Here is an 18,553-nt window from a genome sequence, read left to right as displayed (position 1 = left end):
TCAACTATGGCTACAAATTATGAACCCTCAACTGCCGGTACGAATCTTGTTCCACACCCGCGTACGAATCCGGTCGATGTTCAGCGGCATCGCTTCGAGGGCAAACAATTTCCCCATCATTTCCGGGCTTGGATAGACCTTGGTGTCGTTCCTGATCGTCGGATCGATCAGGCTGTCAGCCTGCTCGTTGCCGTTAGCGTAATGCACGTAGTTGCTGATGCTGGCCATGACGTCCGGGCGCAGCAGGTAGTTCATGAAGGCGTAACCGGCTTTTACATCCGGGGCATCGGCGGGCATGGCGACCATGTCGAACCAGATCGCGGCGCCTTCCTTGGGAATTGCATAACCGATGTCCACGCCGTTCTTGGCTTCCTTGGCGCGGTTTTCCGCTTGAAGGATGTCGCCGGAGAAACCGACCGCCACGCAGATATCACCGTTGGCAAGGTCGCTGGTGTACTTCGATGAGTGGAAATAGCTGACGTAAGGTCGGACCTTCATCAGCAACACTTCGGCCTTTTTATAGTCTTCCGGGTTCTTGCTGTGGTGCGGCAGGCCCAAGTAGTTCAGGGCGGCCGGAAGCAGCTCCGGGCCGTTGTCGAGGATCGCCACACCGCACTTTTGCAGTTTGGCCATGTTCTCGGGTTTGAAGATCAGGTCCCAGGAATCCACGGGCGCGTTATCGCCCAAAACGGCTTTGACCTTGGCGATGTTGTAGCCAATCCCGGTACTGCCCCACAGGTACGGGAAACCGTGCTCGTTGCCCGGGTCGTTGGTCTGCAGGGCTTTGAGCAACACCGGATTGAGATTCTTCCAGTTCGGTAATTGGCTCTTGTCGAGCTTCTTCAGCGCCCCGCCCTGAATCTGCCGGGCCATGAAGTGGTTGGACGGAAACACCACGTCGTAACCGGATTTGCCGGTCATCAACTTGCCATCAAGGGTTTCGTTGCTGTCGTAGACGTCGTAGCTGAAGCCGATGCCGGTTTCTGCCTTAAAGTTTTTCGTGGTGTCCGGTGCGATGTAGTCCGACCAGTTGTAGATTTTCACAGTGTCAGCGGCGTGGCTGAGGCTCACGACGAGCGCCAACGGGGCCAGTGCCAGGGTCTTTCGGATCATGAGTGGATTCCTGTAGGGGTTATTTTTGTTGGCAGGCAATCAGAGGATCAAAAAATCAAAACGTAGGTCTTGCGCACGGTTTCCTGAATGTCCCAGATACCGAGGCTGTTCGCTGGCAACATCAGTGCATCGCCAGCTTCTATGTGGAGTGTTTCGCCGTCGTCCGGGGTGAACGTGCAGCGGCCCTGGATGAAATGACAAAACTCCTGGGCGACGATCTGCCGCCGCCAGCGACCGGGCGTGCATTCCCAGACGCCGGTCTCGACGCCATCGTCGCGCTCGACGCTGGTGGTGGATGCCACGGCCACCGGGGTGCCCAACGGCACGGCGACCGGGTTCGACTCGTCCAGTTTCAGGGTTGCGGTGTTCTTGAATTGCGTGATGCTCATGGGCGTACCTGTCGATGTTTTACTGCATGAAACTTTCCATGAACCCGGCGACCCCGCTGGCCACCTTGCGCCGCCAGGGCGCGGTCGCCGGGTTGGCCAGGGTCTGGTCTTCGTGGACGAAGCTGCGGATGATCGCGTTGTAACCGAGCCAGCGGCAGGGTTCTGGTTCCCAGGCTTTAAGCGCCCCGAGACCGCCCCGAATGACCCAGGGCTGATGAACCAGTTCGGTATCGCGCTGCAGAATCAGATCGGCCAAGGTCCGCCCGCCGAGGTTGCTGGCGCCAACGCCCTCCCCGCCATAACCGCCGGAGAAGGCGATACCGCTGGCCTGATCGCACAACATGTGGGGCTTGAAGCGCCGGGACATGCCCAGGTTGCCGCCCCAGCCGTGAGTGATGCGCACGTTCTTGAGTTGCGGGAACAGCTCGCCGAAGAGGTAGCGGCGCAATTCCACTTCGTTGGTCGTCAGGTCGAAGTCGTGACGCAGCTTGCCGGCGAACTGATAGCCGCCCCGAGCGCCGAACACCAAGCGGTTATCCGCCGTTCGTTGACCGTAGGTGACTTGGCGGCTGCTTTCGCCAAATGCCTGGCCGCGACTCAGGCCGATTTCGTCCCACGTCGCGGTCGACAGTGGCTCAGTGGCGACGATCAGGCTTTGCACCGGCAACTGATAGCGCCCCAGCGGCGGCAGTGTGGTCGCGTAACCTTCCACTGCCGGCACGATCCAGCGGCTGCGCACCGAGGCTTTCGCCGTGCGCAGGCTGCCCGACTGCCAGTGGCTGACCGCACTGTTCTCGTAGATTCGCACGCCCATGCGCTCCACCGTCCGGGCCAGGGCTCGAACCAGTTTGGCCGGGTGCAGGGTCGCGACGTGCGGCGCATAGATGCCGCCGTAAGGCTTGGCGATCCGGATCTGCTGCGCCAACTGTTCCGGGCTGAGCCAGCGGTAATGGCGTTCGTTCAGGCCCTGTTTATAGAGCTTGTCCAGGTAATGCCGGAGGCTAGCTTCCTGTTCGGGATAGCGCGCGGCGCAATACAGTGCCCCACCCTTGCGGTAATCGCAGTCAATGCCCTCACGTTCGAGGACAATCTCGACTTCATCCGGAATGCTGTGCAGGAGATCGTAGGAGGCGCGACGCTGTTCAAAAGGCAGATCGGCCAGCAAGCGGTCTTCGCCCAGAATGTTGCCCATCAGCCAGCCGCCGTTGCGGCCCGACGCACCAAAACCGGCGGTCTGCGCTTCAACGATGGCGATGTTAAGGCCCGGCGCCAGACGCTTGAGGTAGTACGCGGTCCAAAGTCCGGTGTACCCCGCGCCAATGATGGCGACGTCGACCTCCAAGTCATGTTCCAGTGCCGGACGCGCCAGCAACGGCTCGTCGAGCTGATCCATCCACAAACTGATACTGCGCCACGCCGGCATGCAAGACTCCGCCACTCAAACTTCGATGGCGTTGATCCTAGTGTGTGGCCTCAGGGGCTGTCTTGCGCGCGTGCACGCAAAGAAATTTGTTTGGCATAGGCCTTCGGTGACTGGCCGGTGTGCTGGCGAAAACAGCTGTAGAACGCCGACAGCGAATTGAAGCCGGCGGCAAACGCCAGATCGTCGATCCGCAGCGGCGGTGTGGCACTGTCCAGTGCCGCGAGCAAGTGCTGCAAGCGGGCCTGGTTCACGTAGCGATAAAAAGTCTGGCCCAGCACCTGGTTCAACAGGTAGGAAATCTGATTGCGGCTGTACCCGCATTCCCTCGCCACCCGCTGCAGATCGAGTTCGGGATCGAGATAGGGTTGCTGACGCTCGAAATACTGTTGCAGGTCCTGCGCCATGAAGCTCAACTGACGCGGCGACAACCCGAGCCGACTGGCCGCCGGGCGCTGCGGATGGCTCGAGGTTTTGCTGACAGGTTGCTCATGCACCAGCGAGGCGTATTCGTTGACGCGCCAGATCAGCCCGTCGCGGACGGTAATCGCCTCACTGGCGCGAAACGACACCAGGCCTTCGCCGCCGCGCAGGGTGATGCGGTATTGAATGAACGCCGTGTCGCCGTCGAGGCGGATTCGATCGGAATGCTCCAGTGCTTCGTCGGGGGCGCGCGGCATACTGCTGCGCACGTACTCGCGCAACTCATCCAAGCCCATCGCGCGGTTCTGGAAAAAGTCGTGGTACTTCACGTCCGGGTGATACAGCGCCATGACCCCATCCAGATCCCGGTGCTTCCAGCGCAGGTGATAACGCATGACCGTTTCGCTCGTGGCCTGGGTTTGCAGCGGACCATCATCATCGGAAGGCATAGCGGTCTCGACGGGAAAACTGCGAGCTTGCCACGATGGCGCTTTGACCTGAATCAAAAAAAACGCAATCAATCGCTAAACGGCCTGAAAACTCCACCTTATGTTCACACGCGGATGCTACTTTTAAGAGCAGTCACCGGTTGAGCCAACGAAGGCTCTTCCCTCCTAACATGAGCTAAAGGAAGCGCTCGATGAAGAAGGCGGGCAACATATGAATAAAGGTTTCAGTAAGGTCACCTTTCCAAACGCCTGCCAGCTGATGCGCTGGCATTTTCATCCCATGGGCTTCGAGGCGAGCATGGACGCACCGGGCAGCATGATTGCCCGTCTGTTTGACCGGGCCAGTGGCGAGACCATGATCGCGATCGCCGGTATTCCGTGTGCAACTGTCATGAATGCCGCGGATGTAGAACGAATCATTGAAGCGGTGGAGGATGAGCTTGAGTCGTTCATTCCACCGGTGGCCCTCAGGAGTTATGCCTGACGGCCCAACAGCAATAAAAAGCCCACGTTATGTGGGCTTTTTATTGCCTGGTTTTAACCGGTCTTTCCCGCGCGATGATCGGCAAAATACGCCTTGCCCCTGCCGATCCGGTCAGAAGCCTTCGGCATGTTCGCCGCCTGGGTGTCCAGACCGTCGACGTACCAATAGCAATGGCTCACGGCTCGGGTGATCCCGACATAGGCCAGGCGCAGAATCTCGTCTTTCTGTGCCGTGTCATACGCCTCGTTGTCGCCAGCCTTGCCCAGACCGGCCATACGGTAAACCTGGTTCTTGTAAGGTGAGCTGGTCAGGTGCTGACAATCCCCCAGCAAGAAAACGGCATCGGCCTGAAGGCCTTTGGCGCTGTGGTACGTCAGCTGCTTCAACCGGCGCGCTTCATACGGCAAACTAGAATCAACATTAACAACTGGCTGAATATGCTTTTCTATCAATAGCTTATCGCTGCTTTTTCGATAGAGCATCAAGATTGAATCGCCCTGGCGGTAATGCTCCATCAAGCGCTTGGCCATGCCTTGGTCGTCTCGATCCAGGACATTGACCGCTTGCAGTGGCTTGGGCTCGCCGCTGGCCTTGGCTTTTTTGCCCGCGATAGCCGGTGCCGCGCGAACAATGTGCTCGGCAGCATCGATGATGTGCTGGTGGCTGCGGTAGTTGTCGCTGAGCATGACTTTGATGGTACTCGGCGACGGGAATTCTTTGTTGAACTCCATGAAATAAGTCGGAGAACTGCCACGCCAGCCGTAAATGGATTGCCAGTCATCACCCACGCACAACAACGAAGAGCGCTGTGCCGCACGCCCCACGTGCATGGCCGGGCCACGACTGCGAATTTCCGTCAGGCTGGCGCGTATCCAGGAAACGATCTGCGGCGATACATCCTGAAATTCGTCGATCATCAGGTGCGACAGCGGTCGCAGCAAATCATCGCTGAGCAGTTTCTGGTTTTCCGGAGAGTGTTCGCTGAACAGGGCAAACATGCGGTTGTAGGTCATGACCGGCGGCTTCTGGTCCAGCAGATGATCCTCCAATGCGCGCCAGTAAAGGCTCAGTGCCTCAAAGAAATACCGGTCCGGGTCGTCCTTGGCGAGACTCATCTGGCCGACGGCATTCGGCACATCCAGGCCCAGGTTTTCGATAAACCCGGCCGCCGCGACAAAACAGTCGAGCAACGGCGCAGAACTCAACTCACCCTTGACCTTGTAATCAAATCCTGGCCCGGCACTGGCATCCCCTGCCAGTGATGCCAAAACGCGCTTTGATGAATCGTAACTATCGATCCATATCAAAGGCTTACGACAGAAAGCTTGAAACAGGGTGCGCTTCACTGCCCACTCAGCGCGGACACCGAGCTTGGCATTCGGTCGGCTTATCTGGGGGTTTTCCCGCGGATCGAAACCCAGCACGACCCAGGCGTCCAGACTGGGAATGTAGCCATGGCAGTGAAACGTCGCGCCATTGATATCAAACGTCTGACGTTTAGGCTCGATCCCCTTGATCGGCCATGCACCCGCGCGAAACCACAAATCCTCGATGAAATCGCACAGTTCTTCGTCACGTTTGGCCGCCAATTCGGTCACGGCCATGCGCTTTTGCACGTCCGGGTGATCACGCTCCAGCTCCTTGAGCTGCAAGGCATGACGCGACAATGGCTTGATCAGTTCGCGAAAGCGTTCGTCCCGTGTATGCAGACGGTGATAACAGGCGTTGAGTTGCTGGCGCTGGGCGTCGTTGATACGCAGGTCAAAAGGATTGCTGTCGCCCTCGTCGTCGCTGTTTTGCGGACGATTGCTCAGGTTTTCGAAAGCCTGCAGCCGCTCGAAACCTGGAAGGCTGCGCACCATTGGCAGGATTCGCGAGTGAAAGGTGCGCACCAGAGCGCGCGCTTCTTTAAAGCTCAGTGCCCGTCCCCACAGTGCAAACAGGTCGATCAGCTTCTTGATGAAATCCTTGCGCGATTCCCGGGTGAAGGTCACCACAGTCATCGAATCGAGTTCGAAGCCCAGGTACTGGGTGAGCAGTACCAGACGCAGCACCAGGGTGGTCGACTTGCCCGCGCCCGCGCCGGCGATCACTGATGTGGATGGCGTGTCGCTGAAAATCATCTTCCACTGTGCAGTGCTCGGCTGGCCATGGGCTGGCAGCAACCGGGCGACATCGGCCTTCATACGCTTCTTCAGTTCGGCGCTCAAGGGCAGGCGCCAGTCATCGAACAGGTTGTCGTCAACGTTGGGCGGACGGTGCTCGGTCGAACGCGAGTCACGAATCAGCAACACCTGTCGACCTTCCTCCAACCCTTCGAGCTTGCCTTCCTTATAGCCGTAATCCACTCCGGCGCTGTGGCCACTGCGAAAACCGTCCGCCTGGCCATGCAGCCAGGACGCCCGGTGCTGTGCGCGCAATCGGGTCAGGCCGTGGCCGAAGAACCGCGCTGCCAGACGCTTGAGCATCGGCATCTCGGCCAGGGGACGAAGTTCAGGCGGGAGGTCGGGGGGAAGGTTGGGAAATTTGTGCGACACGCGGGCTGACTCCAGGGTGTGAGGCTGTTGCGGGCTATGGTGTCTGCATTTGCCGTTCAGTTCTAGTCAAATGCTTACAGGTCATTGGCTTATACGATGAATTGAAAGTTGGGTGAGAACGTTTCGAGGTGGTTTTATATCAATTTATTCGATGGTATTGAGGCACTTTTTACGCTTTTTTTCGATCACTGCCTGAAAGATGATGCTCGCCATTACTACCCCATTCAGGAGACGATCATGCTCGAACTCAGACCCTTCAACTCCCTGGGCGGCGCCCATCATGGCTGGTTGGATGCTCATCACCACTTTTCGTTCGCCGAGTATCACGACTCCAAACGCATGAACTGGGGCAACCTGCGGGTGTGGAACGATGACGTGATTGCCTCCGGAACCGGCTTCCCGAAACACCCGCACCGGGACATGGAAATCATCACGTACGTCCGTGAAGGCGCGATTACCCACGAAGACAACCTGGGCAACAAGGGCCGCACCGAAGCGGGCGACGTTCAGGTCATGAGCGCCGGCACCGGGATCGCCCACAGCGAGTACAACCTGGAAGCCACTGAAACCAAAATCTTCCAGATCTGGATCATCCCCAACGAAAGCGGCCTGGCACCGTCGTGGGGCGCCAAACCGTTCCCTAAAGGTCAACGTGAAGGGTTCGTGACCCTGGCCAGCGGCAAGGCCGGCGACGATCAAAGCCTGCGGATTCGAGCGGATGCGCGTCTGGTGGCGGCAAACCTGAAGGCAGGCGAATCGGCTGAATATCACTTGGACAGCGGTCGTCGTGCCTATCTGGTTCCGGCCACGGGTGTGATTGAAGTCAATGGCTTGCGTGCACAAGCTCGAGACGGTATCGCGGTGGCGGATGAGCAGGTGTTGCGCGTGACTGCGGTTGAGGACAGTGAGATCGTGTTGGTCGATTTGGCTTGATTGATTAAATGCAGGGCAAAAAAAGGGGCGAACCGTGAGGGTCGCCCTTTTTTTGATTTGCGGTCGGTGTGCTGACGCTTTCGCTGGCAATCCAGGGTCCTACAGGGGAAATGCCCAACCCTGTGGAAGCTGGCTTGCCAGCGATGAGGCCCTCAACTATTTTTTTGCAGAAATCGCGCCATCCACCAATGCCTGCGCTTCAGCAACCAGCTGTTTCAGATGCTCGTCCCCGACAAAACTCTCGGCATAGATCTTGTAGATGTCTTCAGTCCCCGACGGGCGTGCCGCGAACCAGCCGTTTTCGGTCATGACTTTCAGGCCGCCGATGGCCTGGTCATTGCCCGGCGCGTGGCTGAGGATGCTCTGGATGGCTTCGCCTGCCAATTGAGTCGAGGTCACCTGATCCGGCGCCAACTTGCTCAGCAGCGCTTTCTGCTGCGGATTCGCCTTGGCGTCTACGCGCACCGAGAACGGTTCGCCCAGTTCATCGGTCAACGCGCGGTAAGCCTGGCTTGGATCGCGGCCAGTACGAGCGGTCATTTCTGCCGCCAGCAACGCAGGGATCAAACCGTCCTTGTCGGTACTCCAGACACCGCCGTCCTTGCGCAGGAACGATGCGCCGGCGCTTTCTTCGCCACCAAAACCCAGCGAACCGTCGAACAGACCGTCCGCGAACCATTTGAAACCGACCGGTACTTCATACAGGCGACGACCCAGACGCTTGGCCACGCGATCGATCAAGCCACTGCTGACCACGGTTTTGCCCACGCCCGCATCGGCACGCCATTGCGGGCGGTTCTGGAACAGGTAGTCAATCGACACCGCCAGGTAGCTGTTCGGCGCAAGCAAACCACCGGACGGGGTCACGATGCCGTGGCGGTCGTGATCAGGATCGCAGGCAAACGCCACGTCGAAGCGATTTTTCAGGCCGATCAGGCCCTGCATGGCGTGGCTTGACGATGGGTCCATGCGGATCTGACCGTCCCAATCGACCGTCATGAAGCGAAAGGTCGGATCGACGTGCTTGTTCACCACCTCGAGATCCAGCTTGTAATGCTCGGCAATTGCCGACCAGTAACGCACCCCGGCGCCGCCCAGCGGATCGACACCCAGATGCAGCTTCGCATCACGAATGGCGTCAAAATCGATGACGTTGATCAGGTCGGCGACATAGGTGTTGAGGTAGTCGTGGCGATGGGTCGTGCTGGCCTTCAGCGCCTGTTCGTAGCTGATGCGCTTGACGCCGGCCAGTTTGTTGCCCAACAGCTCATTGGCTTTGGCTTCGATCCACTTGGTGATGTGGGTATCGGCCGGGCCACCGTTGGTAGGATTGTATTTGTAGCCTCCGCTTTGCGGCGGATTGTGCGACGGCGTGATGACGATGCCATCCGCCAACCCGGAGGTGCGGCCGCGGTTGTAGCAAAGGATCGCGTGGGAAATCGCCGGTGTCGGGGTGTACTCGTCATTCTCGGCAATCATCACCGTGACGCCATTGGCGGCGAGCACTTCAAGGGCGCTGGCACCGGCCGGGGTGGACAGCGCGTGGGTATCGATGCCGACGAACAGCGGACCGTCGATGCCCTGGGCTTCGCGGTACAGACAGATCGCCTGACTGATCGCCAGGACGTGCCATTCGTTGAAACTCAGGTCGAACGAGCTGCCCCGGTGCCCGGACGTGCCGAACGCCACGCACTGGGTGGAGACGGCAGCATCGGGCTGGCCGGTGTAATAGGCCGTGACCAGTCGCGGGATATCGACCAACAATTCTGCCGGTGCCGGTTTGCCCGCAAAAGGACTGAGTGTCATGCAAAACCTCTGGAATCGAGTGGTCAGGAATAGGGTCGCAGTTTACTGGCAGTTCGACCGCAACGCGATGGGATCGATCCATGGACGCAAAGGCTGTGTTTGCCCTAGTTCAGTCGGTCGACTCCAGCCGCAAGGCATCCCCCAGCAAACTCAATACGGCAGCGAGGTCATGTTCCCCGTCAAAGGCATGGCTCAAGCGCAGGTGCTGCGAGTGTAGCCCCTGCAGACTGAACAGTTCTCCGGGCGCAATCACGACGTGATGCTTGAGCAAACGCTGGAACACGCGTCGCATATCTACCTGGCGTAGCGAGCGTGCCCAGGTGGTCGCCCCACCTTGTGGCTCGACGACCTGCAAGGCGTCGCCCAGGCGTTCCTGCAACAGTAGCGTCATCTGCACTTTGCGATCCTTGAGCAACCTGCGTAGCACTTGGAGATGCTGATCAATCCGGCCGTTGCCGTACAAACGGGCGATGGCTTTCTGGCGAATCGGCGACAGGCGAAATGCGCGTAGCAGAAAATGTCGCTGCAATTGCTCGCTGAAATGCCGCGACAGCAGATAGCCGTAAGGAGCTTCCGGACCGATGATTTTCTCAAACGTAGAGAATACGATCAGTCGCTCAGGATCGAGCAGGTCGCGAAACCGCAGGGCTCCGGGCTCGAATTCGAGCTCGCCGTAACAGTCGTTTTCCAGCACCCAGCTGCCATGCTGCTCCAGCAACTGTGCGATGGCCTGCCGATTGTTGTCGGGCGGCAGACTGCCCCGCGGCACGCTCAATCCCGACGACAGCATCACCAACTGCACCGACCGGGTTTCCAGCAGCGTCTTGAGCAGGTCCAAATCCAGGCTGCCGTTGTCTCGCACCGGCCACTCGATCACTTGAACGTCCGCGGCTTGCAGCAAGCGCAAAATCGTCCAGTCGCACGGCGACTCGACGACCACCGCAGCGTCCTTCAGGCCCAATACGGCAATCAGTATTTCCAGGACACCGCGCAAGTCAGCGCCGATATAGACGTCATCGGCATGCCAGCAACGCACTGGCGAGGTGGTATAGCGTGCCGCAATGGCGGTACGCAGTTCGAGTTCGCCGCAAGGTTGTGCAGGCGGTTGTGGCAGGCGCGGGTATTGGCGCAGCAATTCTCGCTCCAGCAACAGCAACGGACTGTCCAGAGGCAGCAGCAGCGCCGGTTCATCGGCGCTGAAGACCAACATGCCCGGGCGCCTTGCGTTGACATAGACCGTTTCTAACAGGTCGTTGCTGTTGCCGGGCAGGCTGATTGAAGACACGGGTAACGCGTAATAACCGGACTTTGCCACCGAATAGACACGCCCTTCCTTCTCCAGCAACGAATACGCATACTGAATCGTCGAAATCGATACGTTCAGACGGATCGCCAACTGGCGTAACGATGGCAAGCGCACATTCGTGTCGCTGACCGGCTCGTTGATTAGCTGAGTCAAGTATCGGTAAACCGCCTGATAGGCAAAGTCAGTCTCGCGCGGTGCTTTCAATGTCCCGCTGACCATTCACCCGCCATCGCCGCATCTTCGTCATGCTCAGCGTCATATGTAGCGATAGCGGATTCCGCGTCAGCCAGAGGGCCCTCGACGCCGGGCACCGGCCCCATGTGGTACAGCTTGCCGATGAGGCTGACCGGCAACCCGCTGACGTCGACCATCCAGTGCGCAACCTGTTCCGACACCGGATGGCCCTTCATTGCCCGGTGTAAGTCAGGTATCGCGACCAGCATGCCCGGGTGGCACTGACGCAGGAAGCGCTCGAGACCGGCTGCGTTTTCAACAAAAGGCGCGTAGATCAAACACACCAGTTGCGCCTCGTTCAATCCGAGGTATTGCTGTGCCTCAGCCGCGCCCCGTGCACGTTGGTCCGACATTCTTGCCGGGTTGCCAAAAGCCTCCACCGCCTGTTCGCACAGGCGTTCCGGCAATTGCTTGCGGCGCATCATCACCAAGGCTCGCTGCAAGTATTCGGCGACGCCCGACTCATAGCTGTGACCGTGAAGGAAGCACGCTTGCAAACCCCGGACATGGGCTGAGATCAAGGGGCTGACAAATTCGTTATCGCTGAGCTGGGCAGCCAGTTCGTCCGGCTGGAAACCCAGAAACTCGGTGAGCAGCGGCCATCGCTCTTCCCGATTGCTGACCAGCATGTCGTGAATATCGATGAACGTGGTGCGACGACAGGCTTCGAAATTTTCGGCGGGACGCCATTGTGCCGGGCCCTCCCCGGCATGAAAATGGCGATAACAATCGCTGCCGAGCTCGTCGAGCAGTGCATACAGTTGATCAAAGCTGGTTCCTGGAAAAGTCGACGACTCGAGTCCGGCCTTCCACGCCGCGCGCTTCAGCCCCTCCAGAAACTGTTTCTGCTGACGCGGTGTGTCGCTGCTGACCAACGCATCGACGCCGCCGTTCCAACGGGCAATTTGCCCATAGAACTCGCCGGTGGCCAGATAACCGGCGTCCCACAGGTCGATCGGCCCGTCCAGGGGTCGACGATGTCCCACCATCAACTGATTGAGTCGACCGGCTTCGTGCCCCTCGTCCGAGATCGGTGCCAGATGCTTGAACGGCAAAACCTCCCGGTTATCGACCATCACGACTTCGACCCGGGGGTCGTCGTAAAGGAACAACGCACTGTAGCTGCGATGAATGTTGTCCTGGGCCGCCGAGCTGACGCCGTTCATGCGCAACGACGCCACACGCAGCCGGAACGTGGAAGGCGCCCTGCCGGCAATACTCAACTGCGCGGCGCGCAGCATTGCCAAGGTGTAACAACTGTCCCGGGACCCGGACTGAATCGCCAGCACCTTGTATTCGCCAATGCGTTCCATGCCGCCTGCGGTGACCACTAGCCGCTGAATCAGTAATTGCAATGCCGTGCGTTCCGCTCTGGAAAAGAAACTCAGCAAACGTTGTAACATTTGCTGGTAGACATAATTCATCGCCTGGTCATGGATAAGGGTCATTTTTAGTTACCTGGTGCTCGTAAGTTCAATAGTGCGCAAACAACGCGGTGCAGTGCGCAAACGGATTGCCTGCCACAAATCAAGTGCTGGATGTTATTGCCAAATGCTAGCACTTAAGCTTTGAGTCGTTATTTGTGAGGCGGGGGCCGCGGTACCGTGCGTGCTAAAGAAAGGACGCCGAAAAGCCAGGTAATACGGGAACTTACGGGCTTCGAGGGAGTTCCTAGGAAATGTCCGACAGCGTCCCACAGACATTTAGCACAAGAAATAGAGAAAGAAGACGCACAGGATAGTTGGGCAGCTGCGCAACGATCGGCGCTTTGTCGGAAAAACATTAACGATATGCATTTAAAAGTATCAAACCGATACCCAGCCATGACTCTTTCCTTGAGATGAAAGTAATCATTCAATTATCAGGGCTTAAATGGCGATTAGAAGATACAGATCAAGAACAAAAACCAGTTCAGTTGCTGAATGGGTTCTTTCGGCAGGAGCGTTCTGTTTTCATCGGGCCATAAAAAAGTCCGTGCAGGCACGGACTTTTTCAGGGGTGGGTGTTACGCAGGCTCAACCTGCAGGGCGACTCGCTCGCCGCATGGGCATTCGTCCATGTAGCGGTGTGCTTCGACAAACTCGGAAAACGGGTAGACCCGAGTCTTGAGCGGTAGCAGAACGCGGTCAGCAGTCAGCTGGTTGATGTCGCGCAACGCTCGTTGCAGTGCAACCTGGTCCTGGACGATGCCCAATTCCGGCTTGCCTGTGAAGTTGCCGATGCAGTGCACGAAGAACTGAATGTTCTTCTGGAACGCTGCGCACGCCGGGAATGGAGTCTGGTTCCCGCCTTGCAGGCCATACAACACCAGGCTGCCGCGCGGTGCCAGCACATCACCGAGCAACGACATCTGCGGACCACCCAAACCGTCGAAGACTACGTCCACACCGCGGTTGTCGGTGATTTTGTTGATCCGCAACAGCAGATCTTCTTCTTCGGTGACGATGACTTTTTCAGCACCCAGCGCCAGCAGATTCTCGCGTTCTTGCGCATTCCTGGTAGCGGCAATCACTCGAACGCCCAAAGCTTTGCCCAATTGGACGAACGACGGGCCGGCACAGTGACTGGCATCGGTGACCAAGGCAAATTGCCCGGGTTTGACCCGCGCCAGATCGGCATAGGCAAAGTAGGCAATCAACAGTGGCGTGTAATGCACCGCCGCTTCGATTGGGCTCAGCACGTCCGGATAACGGGTCAGTGCCGAACGTGGCAGAACGATCTGCTCGCCGTACACCGGATAGTCGTTAGGGCTTTGTGCCGGGAAGCTGGCGACCTTGTCACCGACGGCCAGGTCTTCGACGCCATCGCCGACCGCCGTCACCACGCCCGACATTTCATGACCAAGGCCTGAAGGCAGACGAGCATGGGAAGACGCCAGGTTCTGACGCCAGAGAATGTCGTACCAGCTGATGCCAATGGCTTCGACGCGCACCTGCACTTCACCCGGTGCAGGGAGAGCGGCCACATGCTCTTCGCATTTGAGCACCTCGGCTGGACCAAACTTGTGAAAACGGATCGTGCGGGACATCGCAAACCTCGCCAAAGAAACCTCTAATGCCCTGAACTCTATCTGGGCTTTCTACCCAAGACTATCAGTGGCTATTAATAGTCGACATGCCTGTCATTGATTCCACGGCGCCGGCGACATCTTCAAATGTCGTAAGAAACCGATGCAGCCTTTGTAGGAAATCTGAATTACTCGGTGCAGAGTAGCAGCCTTTCCCCGTAATATTCCTGCTGGCCATTGTTCCCATATGGCTGCTCCCGTCAAGCTTGATGACTCTGCCAGGACTCCAGATGAATCGTAATGACCTGCGTCGTGTGGACCTGAACCTGTTGATTGTTTTCGAAACATTGATGCACGAACGCAGTGTGACCCGTGCTGCAGAGAAATTGTTCCTTGGCCAGCCAGCCATCAGCGCGGCACTTTCACGCCTTCGCGGGCTGTTCGATGATCCACTGTTCGTGCGCACGGGGCGCAGCATGGAGCCGTCCGCCCGGGCGGTGGAAATCTTCGCCCTGCTCTCCCCGGCCCTGGACTCAATTTCCACGGCCGTCAGCCGTGCGGCGGAATTTGATCCAGCGACCAGCACCGCGGTGTTCCGCATCGGGCTGTCGGACGATGTCGAGTTCGCGCTGTTGCCAATGCTGCTCAAGCGCCTGCGCGCCGAATCACCGGGGATTGTGCTGGTGGTCCGCCGCGCCAACTACATCCTGATGCCGAGCCTGCTGGCCTCAGGCGAGATTTCGATCGGCGTCAGCTACACCGCTGACTTGCCCGCAAACGCCAAACGCAAGGTGCTGCGGCGCAGCTCGCCGAAGTTGTTGCGCGCCGACAGCGTGCCGGGACCGCTGAGCCTGGACGACTTCTGCGCGCGGCCCCATGCACTGGTGTCGTTCGCCGGCGACCTGAGCGGTTTTATCGATGAAGAACTGGAAAAGCTCGGGCGCAAACGGCACGTGGTGCTCGCGGTGCCGCAGTTCAATGGGCTCAGCACACTCATCAGCGGCACTGATATCGTCGCGACGGTGCCTGATTACACGGCTGAAACGCTGACGGCGGCCGGCGGTGTGCGGGCTGAAGACCCTCCGTTGCCGGTGCCCAGCTTTGAGTTGCACATGGCATGGCGCGGGTCGCAGGACAACGACCCGGGGGAGCGCTGGTTGAGGTCGCGGATTCAGATGTTTTTTGGCGATCCGGACAGCCTCTAAAAAGCCCGGTCACCCGTCGAATCGACTTCTCCGAAAGTACTCCTAGCGAAGCAAGGCAACGTTCTCGTCGATTCGGTCTTGGATGCTGCGTCGGGTTTCCGGGGTGATCAGCTGTGGATACAGCCGCTCAGCGAGGGAGGCAAACTGGCTGGCGGCCTCGCAAATACTGTCGATAGTGCCTATTGCGGCCTCCATCGAAACCTCTGCCTCATTGGCGAGGCTGATTATCGCTGCTCGATCGATCGCCAAGGCCTCGCCCATCACGTCCATCTGGTGGTACCCGCCCGGCCCCTCGCAGAACGTCACGTCGTAGGCCGGTGCCAGTTTCCATGCACCGGACGGCAGCATGACATAGGCGAAATTCTTGGGATGGTCGTCTCGGTTGTTGAAGGCGATATTGAAGACGGCGCGCTCGAACGCCAGTGCTTTCTGTCGCACATCGTTGGTACACAGCTGCGTTGCACGCAAGAAGGTGACGTAGTCCAACCCCCCTGGCGTCTTGAAATCGGCGCTGGTAAAGGCCGCGAGACTCTGCATCGGTACGCGCAGTCCGTCTTGTCGATCAAAGCGCTTGGTGGCGAAAGCGGCGAGTCCGTTGGGCAGACTGAAATACCGAGTGTCCGGGGTCTGGATGCCGCACTTGCGCAAGCACGCGGCGTAGACCATTTCGATCGCACACACTTCAGGGTGTTCGTCTTTGGCCGGAAACTTGACCAGCCAGGCTTCACAACCCGGAGTGAAGACGGTGGAAAGGACGCCGGTTCGGGGATCGAGATAGAGCAAGGCCTTGGGTCTGGCGCCTTGAGGCGAGCCGCCCACCAACAGCAATTGTTGCAGGAACTCCCCACCCTCTCCCCTGAGAACGTCCTGCACCTCTGCCGCCAGCAGCTCAATGGAAATCGGTTGTTGCGACTCCAGCCTCTCGGGCGCTACCGGCTCGAATGACAATGCGCCCATGGCGTTGTCACCAATGTAGGTCAGCCGTTCCAGGGGTCCTATGCGTGCAGGGTTCAGGCGGCGGCGCCTGAACAGGCGGTCCATCAGCAGCATGCCCCAGCCATCAGGCAGCGAATCATACACAGGCCCCGGCAAGCCTAACTGGTGCGGCGGGAAGCTTCTGCGTAACTTCTCGCCGGCCAAAGGAAGTGCGTACGACGACAGTTCCAGCCCTTTGCGCTTAGCCTCATCGCTGTACTCAAACACAATCTGCGGACGACCGGTGATGGCCGTCGTGGAAACCAGTGTGCCCCACAGCCAGCGCTCACCCCAGCCATCGTAATAGACGTTGACCTGTTCAAGCATGGTCCGGCTTCCCCTTGATGCGCTGGCGCTTGGCACTGTTCTCGTAGCGACGAATGTCGTCCAGGCTGTCCAGTCGAGGCAAGAACAGTGCTTCAAGCTCCTTACTGCGTCCCAGGACCATGGCCACGCGGATCACATTCTCGAACCCGACGTTGCGCCCGGCTTCCAGATTGGACACAGTGTTGGTACCGATACCGGCGCGGCCGGCCACTTCCGCTTGCGTCATTTGTTGGGCCAGCCGCTCCGTGCGAAGCCGCTCGCAAAGCCGTTGGAGGATTTCGGTCGGTTTGCTGAAGCTTAAATCCAACATAATGTGTTTTCCGCCCCGATGAGCTGCGTAATGTCCAAAATTATAGGATGACGGCTGAATAAGCTCAATCAACTTAATTCCATAATTTTGTGGCTTATTCGCTTATATTACGTTTAATACACAATTTATTGGAATTATATCGGTGAACATCAACAGAGGGTTGGTTGCAATCAGTCTCCTTCCGGTCCTTTGCACGCAGTGCAATACAGAATTGCCACCAACCACGTTGATCGCTTTCTGACCCGAGGCGCATGCTAGAGGGCTTGCTTCGAACTTATATCATTCCGAATGATAGTTACCTTCGGTTCATTCGATTCGTGCGTGACCACCCCGCCGAGCATCATCCGTCCATTCTCAATACATTGGCGGATGCATCCATGGAACAATCACTCAAACATTTGCGCTTCCCCCTGGCCTTGCTGGCAGTGCTGGTGATGAGCGCTTGCGGCAAGGCGCCAGAGTCTGCCGCGACCATGCCTGCGGCGAAAGTCAGTGTCGCCAAGGTGCTGGAACAACCGGTCAACGAGTGGGACGAATTCACCGGGCGCCTTGAAGCGCCGGAAACGGTAGAAATTCGTCCTCGGGTCTCTGGCCAAATCGATGAAGTGGCTTTCACCGAAGGCGCGCTGGTCAAGAAAGGCGACTTGCTGTTCCAGATCGATCCGCGCCCGTTCCAGGCTGAAGTCCGCCGCCTCGAAGCACTGGTTGCCCAGTCCCGCGCCAACGCCACCCGCAGCGAAAATGAAGCACAACGCGGTGAACGCCTGCGTACCAGCAACGCGATTTCCGCGGAACTGGCCGATTCGCGCACCAGCGCTTCGCAAGAAGCCCGCGCCGCTGTCGGCGCCCTGCAGGCGCAACTCGACCTGGCAAAACTGAACCTGAGCTTTACCCGCGTCACGTCGCCGATCAGCGGCCGTGTCAGCCGTGCGGAAATCACCGCCGGCAACTTGGTGACCGCCGACACCACCGCGCTGACCAGCGTGGTCTCCACCGACAAGGTTTACGCGTACTTCGACGCTGACGAGCGTGTGTTCCTCAAGTACACCCAACTCGCCCGCCAGGGCAAACGCGGCGCTACCACCCCGGTTTACCTCGGCTTGTCCAACGAAGACGGCAACCCGCACCAGGGCGTGATGAACTTCGTGGACAACCAGGTGAACCCGAAAACCGGCACCATCCGTGGTCGCGCCGTGTTCGACAACGCCGATGGCACCTACACCCCAGGCCTGTATGCGCGTCTGAAACTGGTCGGCAGCGGCACTTACTCCGCCGTGCTGATCAACGATGAAGCGGTCGGTACCGATCTGGGTAAAAAGTTCGTGCTGGTGATGGATGCCGACAACAAGACGGTCTACCGCTCAGTTGAGCTGGGTCCGAAAATCGAAGGCTTGCGCATCGTGCGCAGCGGCCTGACCAAAGATGACACCGTCATCGTCAAAGGTCTGCAACGGGTTCGCCCTGGTTCGCCGGTCACGCCTGAAGTGATCCCGATGGCCAGTGCACAAACCCTCGCGGCACTCGCACAACAACGCCAAGCGCTGGAAGCCAGCAACCTGCCCCAAGTCGCACCTGCCAAGGTCGCGCCGGGTTCGGTTGTGAAACTGGCTGCCGCGACTCCACGCGGTTAAGGGA

The 18,553-nt window shown here is 58.6% G+C and carries 15 protein-coding genes; 4 read left to right on the top strand and 11 right to left on the bottom strand.

All coding sequences use genetic code 11. From position 1 onward, the window contains the following. Positions 1–27: 27 nt before the first annotated feature. Genes ACYZT4_RS06645 through ACYZT4_RS06630 form a run of 4 tightly spaced genes read right to left on the bottom strand, consistent with a single transcriptional unit; the run spans position 28 to position 3,794 of the window. Complete coding sequence (locus ACYZT4_RS06645) at positions 28–1,113, bottom strand: polyamine ABC transporter substrate-binding protein (RefSeq protein ID WP_461986275.1); 1,086 nt, start codon at positions 1,111–1,113, stop codon at positions 28–30. Positions 1,114–1,160: 47 nt separating this feature from the next. Further along, on the bottom strand, positions 1,161–1,502 hold the full coding sequence (locus tag ACYZT4_RS06640) for a cupin domain-containing protein (protein ID WP_262166214.1): 342 nt from the start codon (positions 1,500–1,502) through the stop codon (positions 1,161–1,163). A 19-nt stretch (positions 1,503–1,521) separates the two neighbouring features. Continuing rightward, entirely contained in the window at positions 1,522–2,925 is a 1,404-nt protein-coding gene (locus ACYZT4_RS06635; protein ID WP_461986273.1) for an NAD(P)/FAD-dependent oxidoreductase, read from the bottom strand. Positions 2,926–2,975: 50 nt separating this feature from the next. After that, positions 2,976–3,794, bottom strand: a complete 819-nt coding sequence (locus tag ACYZT4_RS06630) for a helix-turn-helix domain-containing protein (RefSeq protein WP_461986271.1) — start codon at positions 3,792–3,794, stop codon at positions 2,976–2,978. A gap of 211 nt (positions 3,795–4,005) precedes the next feature. On the opposite strand from ACYZT4_RS06630, the gene ACYZT4_RS06625 reads away from it, so the two are divergent. Next, positions 4,006–4,278 (top strand): DUF1652 domain-containing protein, encoded by a 273-nt coding sequence (locus tag ACYZT4_RS06625; protein WP_150711725.1) that lies wholly within the window; start codon positions 4,006–4,008, stop codon positions 4,276–4,278. Between the two features lie 53 nt (positions 4,279–4,331). Here ACYZT4_RS06625 and ACYZT4_RS06620 read toward each other — a convergent pair whose 3' ends face one another. Then, positions 4,332–6,752 (bottom strand): UvrD-helicase domain-containing protein, encoded by a 2,421-nt coding sequence (locus tag ACYZT4_RS06620; protein WP_461988572.1) that lies wholly within the window; start codon positions 6,750–6,752, stop codon positions 4,332–4,334. A 300-nt stretch (positions 6,753–7,052) separates the two neighbouring features. Here ACYZT4_RS06620 and ACYZT4_RS06615 point away from each other — a divergent pair, with 300 nt between their 5' ends. Next, positions 7,053–7,748: a pirin family protein gene (locus tag ACYZT4_RS06615; protein WP_461986268.1), complete on the top strand. Its 696-nt coding sequence runs from the start codon at positions 7,053–7,055 to the stop codon at positions 7,746–7,748. Between the two features lie 156 nt (positions 7,749–7,904). Here the strand turns inward: ACYZT4_RS06615 and pgm are convergent, their stop codons facing one another. From pgm to ACYZT4_RS06595, 4 genes are all read right to left on the bottom strand, one after another. Beyond that, entirely contained in the window at positions 7,905–9,554 is a 1,650-nt protein-coding gene (pgm, locus tag ACYZT4_RS06610; RefSeq protein WP_461986266.1) for a phosphoglucomutase (alpha-D-glucose-1,6-bisphosphate-dependent), read from the bottom strand. A 109-nt stretch (positions 9,555–9,663) separates the two neighbouring features. Then, positions 9,664–11,064 (bottom strand): aminotransferase-like domain-containing protein, encoded by a 1,401-nt coding sequence (locus ACYZT4_RS06605; protein WP_461988570.1) that lies wholly within the window; start codon positions 11,062–11,064, stop codon positions 9,664–9,666. Then, positions 11,061–12,542 (bottom strand): hypothetical protein, encoded by a 1,482-nt coding sequence (locus ACYZT4_RS06600; RefSeq protein WP_461986264.1) that lies wholly within the window; start codon positions 12,540–12,542, stop codon positions 11,061–11,063. Before ACYZT4_RS06600 ends, ACYZT4_RS06605 begins: the two co-directional genes overlap by 4 nt. A gap of 557 nt (positions 12,543–13,099) precedes the next feature. Further along, positions 13,100–14,122 carry a zinc-dependent alcohol dehydrogenase family protein gene (locus ACYZT4_RS06595; protein WP_461986262.1) on the bottom strand — a complete coding sequence of 341 codons (1,023 nt, stop codon included), beginning with the start codon at positions 14,120–14,122 and terminating at the stop codon, positions 13,100–13,102. A gap of 269 nt (positions 14,123–14,391) precedes the next feature. Here ACYZT4_RS06595 and ACYZT4_RS06590 point away from each other — a divergent pair, with 269 nt between their 5' ends. Further along, positions 14,392–15,306, top strand: a complete 915-nt coding sequence (locus tag ACYZT4_RS06590) for a LysR family transcriptional regulator (RefSeq protein ID WP_461986260.1) — start codon at positions 14,392–14,394, stop codon at positions 15,304–15,306. A gap of 42 nt (positions 15,307–15,348) precedes the next feature. Here ACYZT4_RS06590 and ACYZT4_RS06585 read toward each other — a convergent pair whose 3' ends face one another. Together ACYZT4_RS06585 and ACYZT4_RS06580 are read right to left on the bottom strand one after the other, a co-directional pair. Then, on the bottom strand, positions 15,349–16,608 hold the full coding sequence (locus tag ACYZT4_RS06585) for a type II toxin-antitoxin system HipA family toxin (protein ID WP_461986258.1): 1,260 nt from the start codon (positions 16,606–16,608) through the stop codon (positions 15,349–15,351). Beyond that, positions 16,601–16,918 carry a helix-turn-helix domain-containing protein gene (locus tag ACYZT4_RS06580; RefSeq protein ID WP_461986256.1) on the bottom strand — a complete coding sequence of 106 codons (318 nt, stop codon included), beginning with the start codon at positions 16,916–16,918 and terminating at the stop codon, positions 16,601–16,603. The genes ACYZT4_RS06585 and ACYZT4_RS06580 overlap by 8 nt, the downstream gene beginning before the upstream one ends. Positions 16,919–17,295: 377 nt before the next feature. Between ACYZT4_RS06580 and mexE the strand changes: the two genes are divergently transcribed. Next, positions 17,296–18,549, top strand: a complete 1,254-nt coding sequence (gene mexE, locus ACYZT4_RS06575) for a multidrug efflux RND transporter periplasmic adaptor subunit MexE (RefSeq protein WP_461986254.1) — start codon at positions 17,296–17,298, stop codon at positions 18,547–18,549. Positions 18,550–18,553 lie beyond the last annotated feature (4 nt).

The organism is Pseudomonas sp. GB2N2 (genome assembly GCF_054897705.1).
Note: the sequence above shows the minus strand (reverse complement) of the source record. Positions and strands in the feature narration are given on the sequence as shown.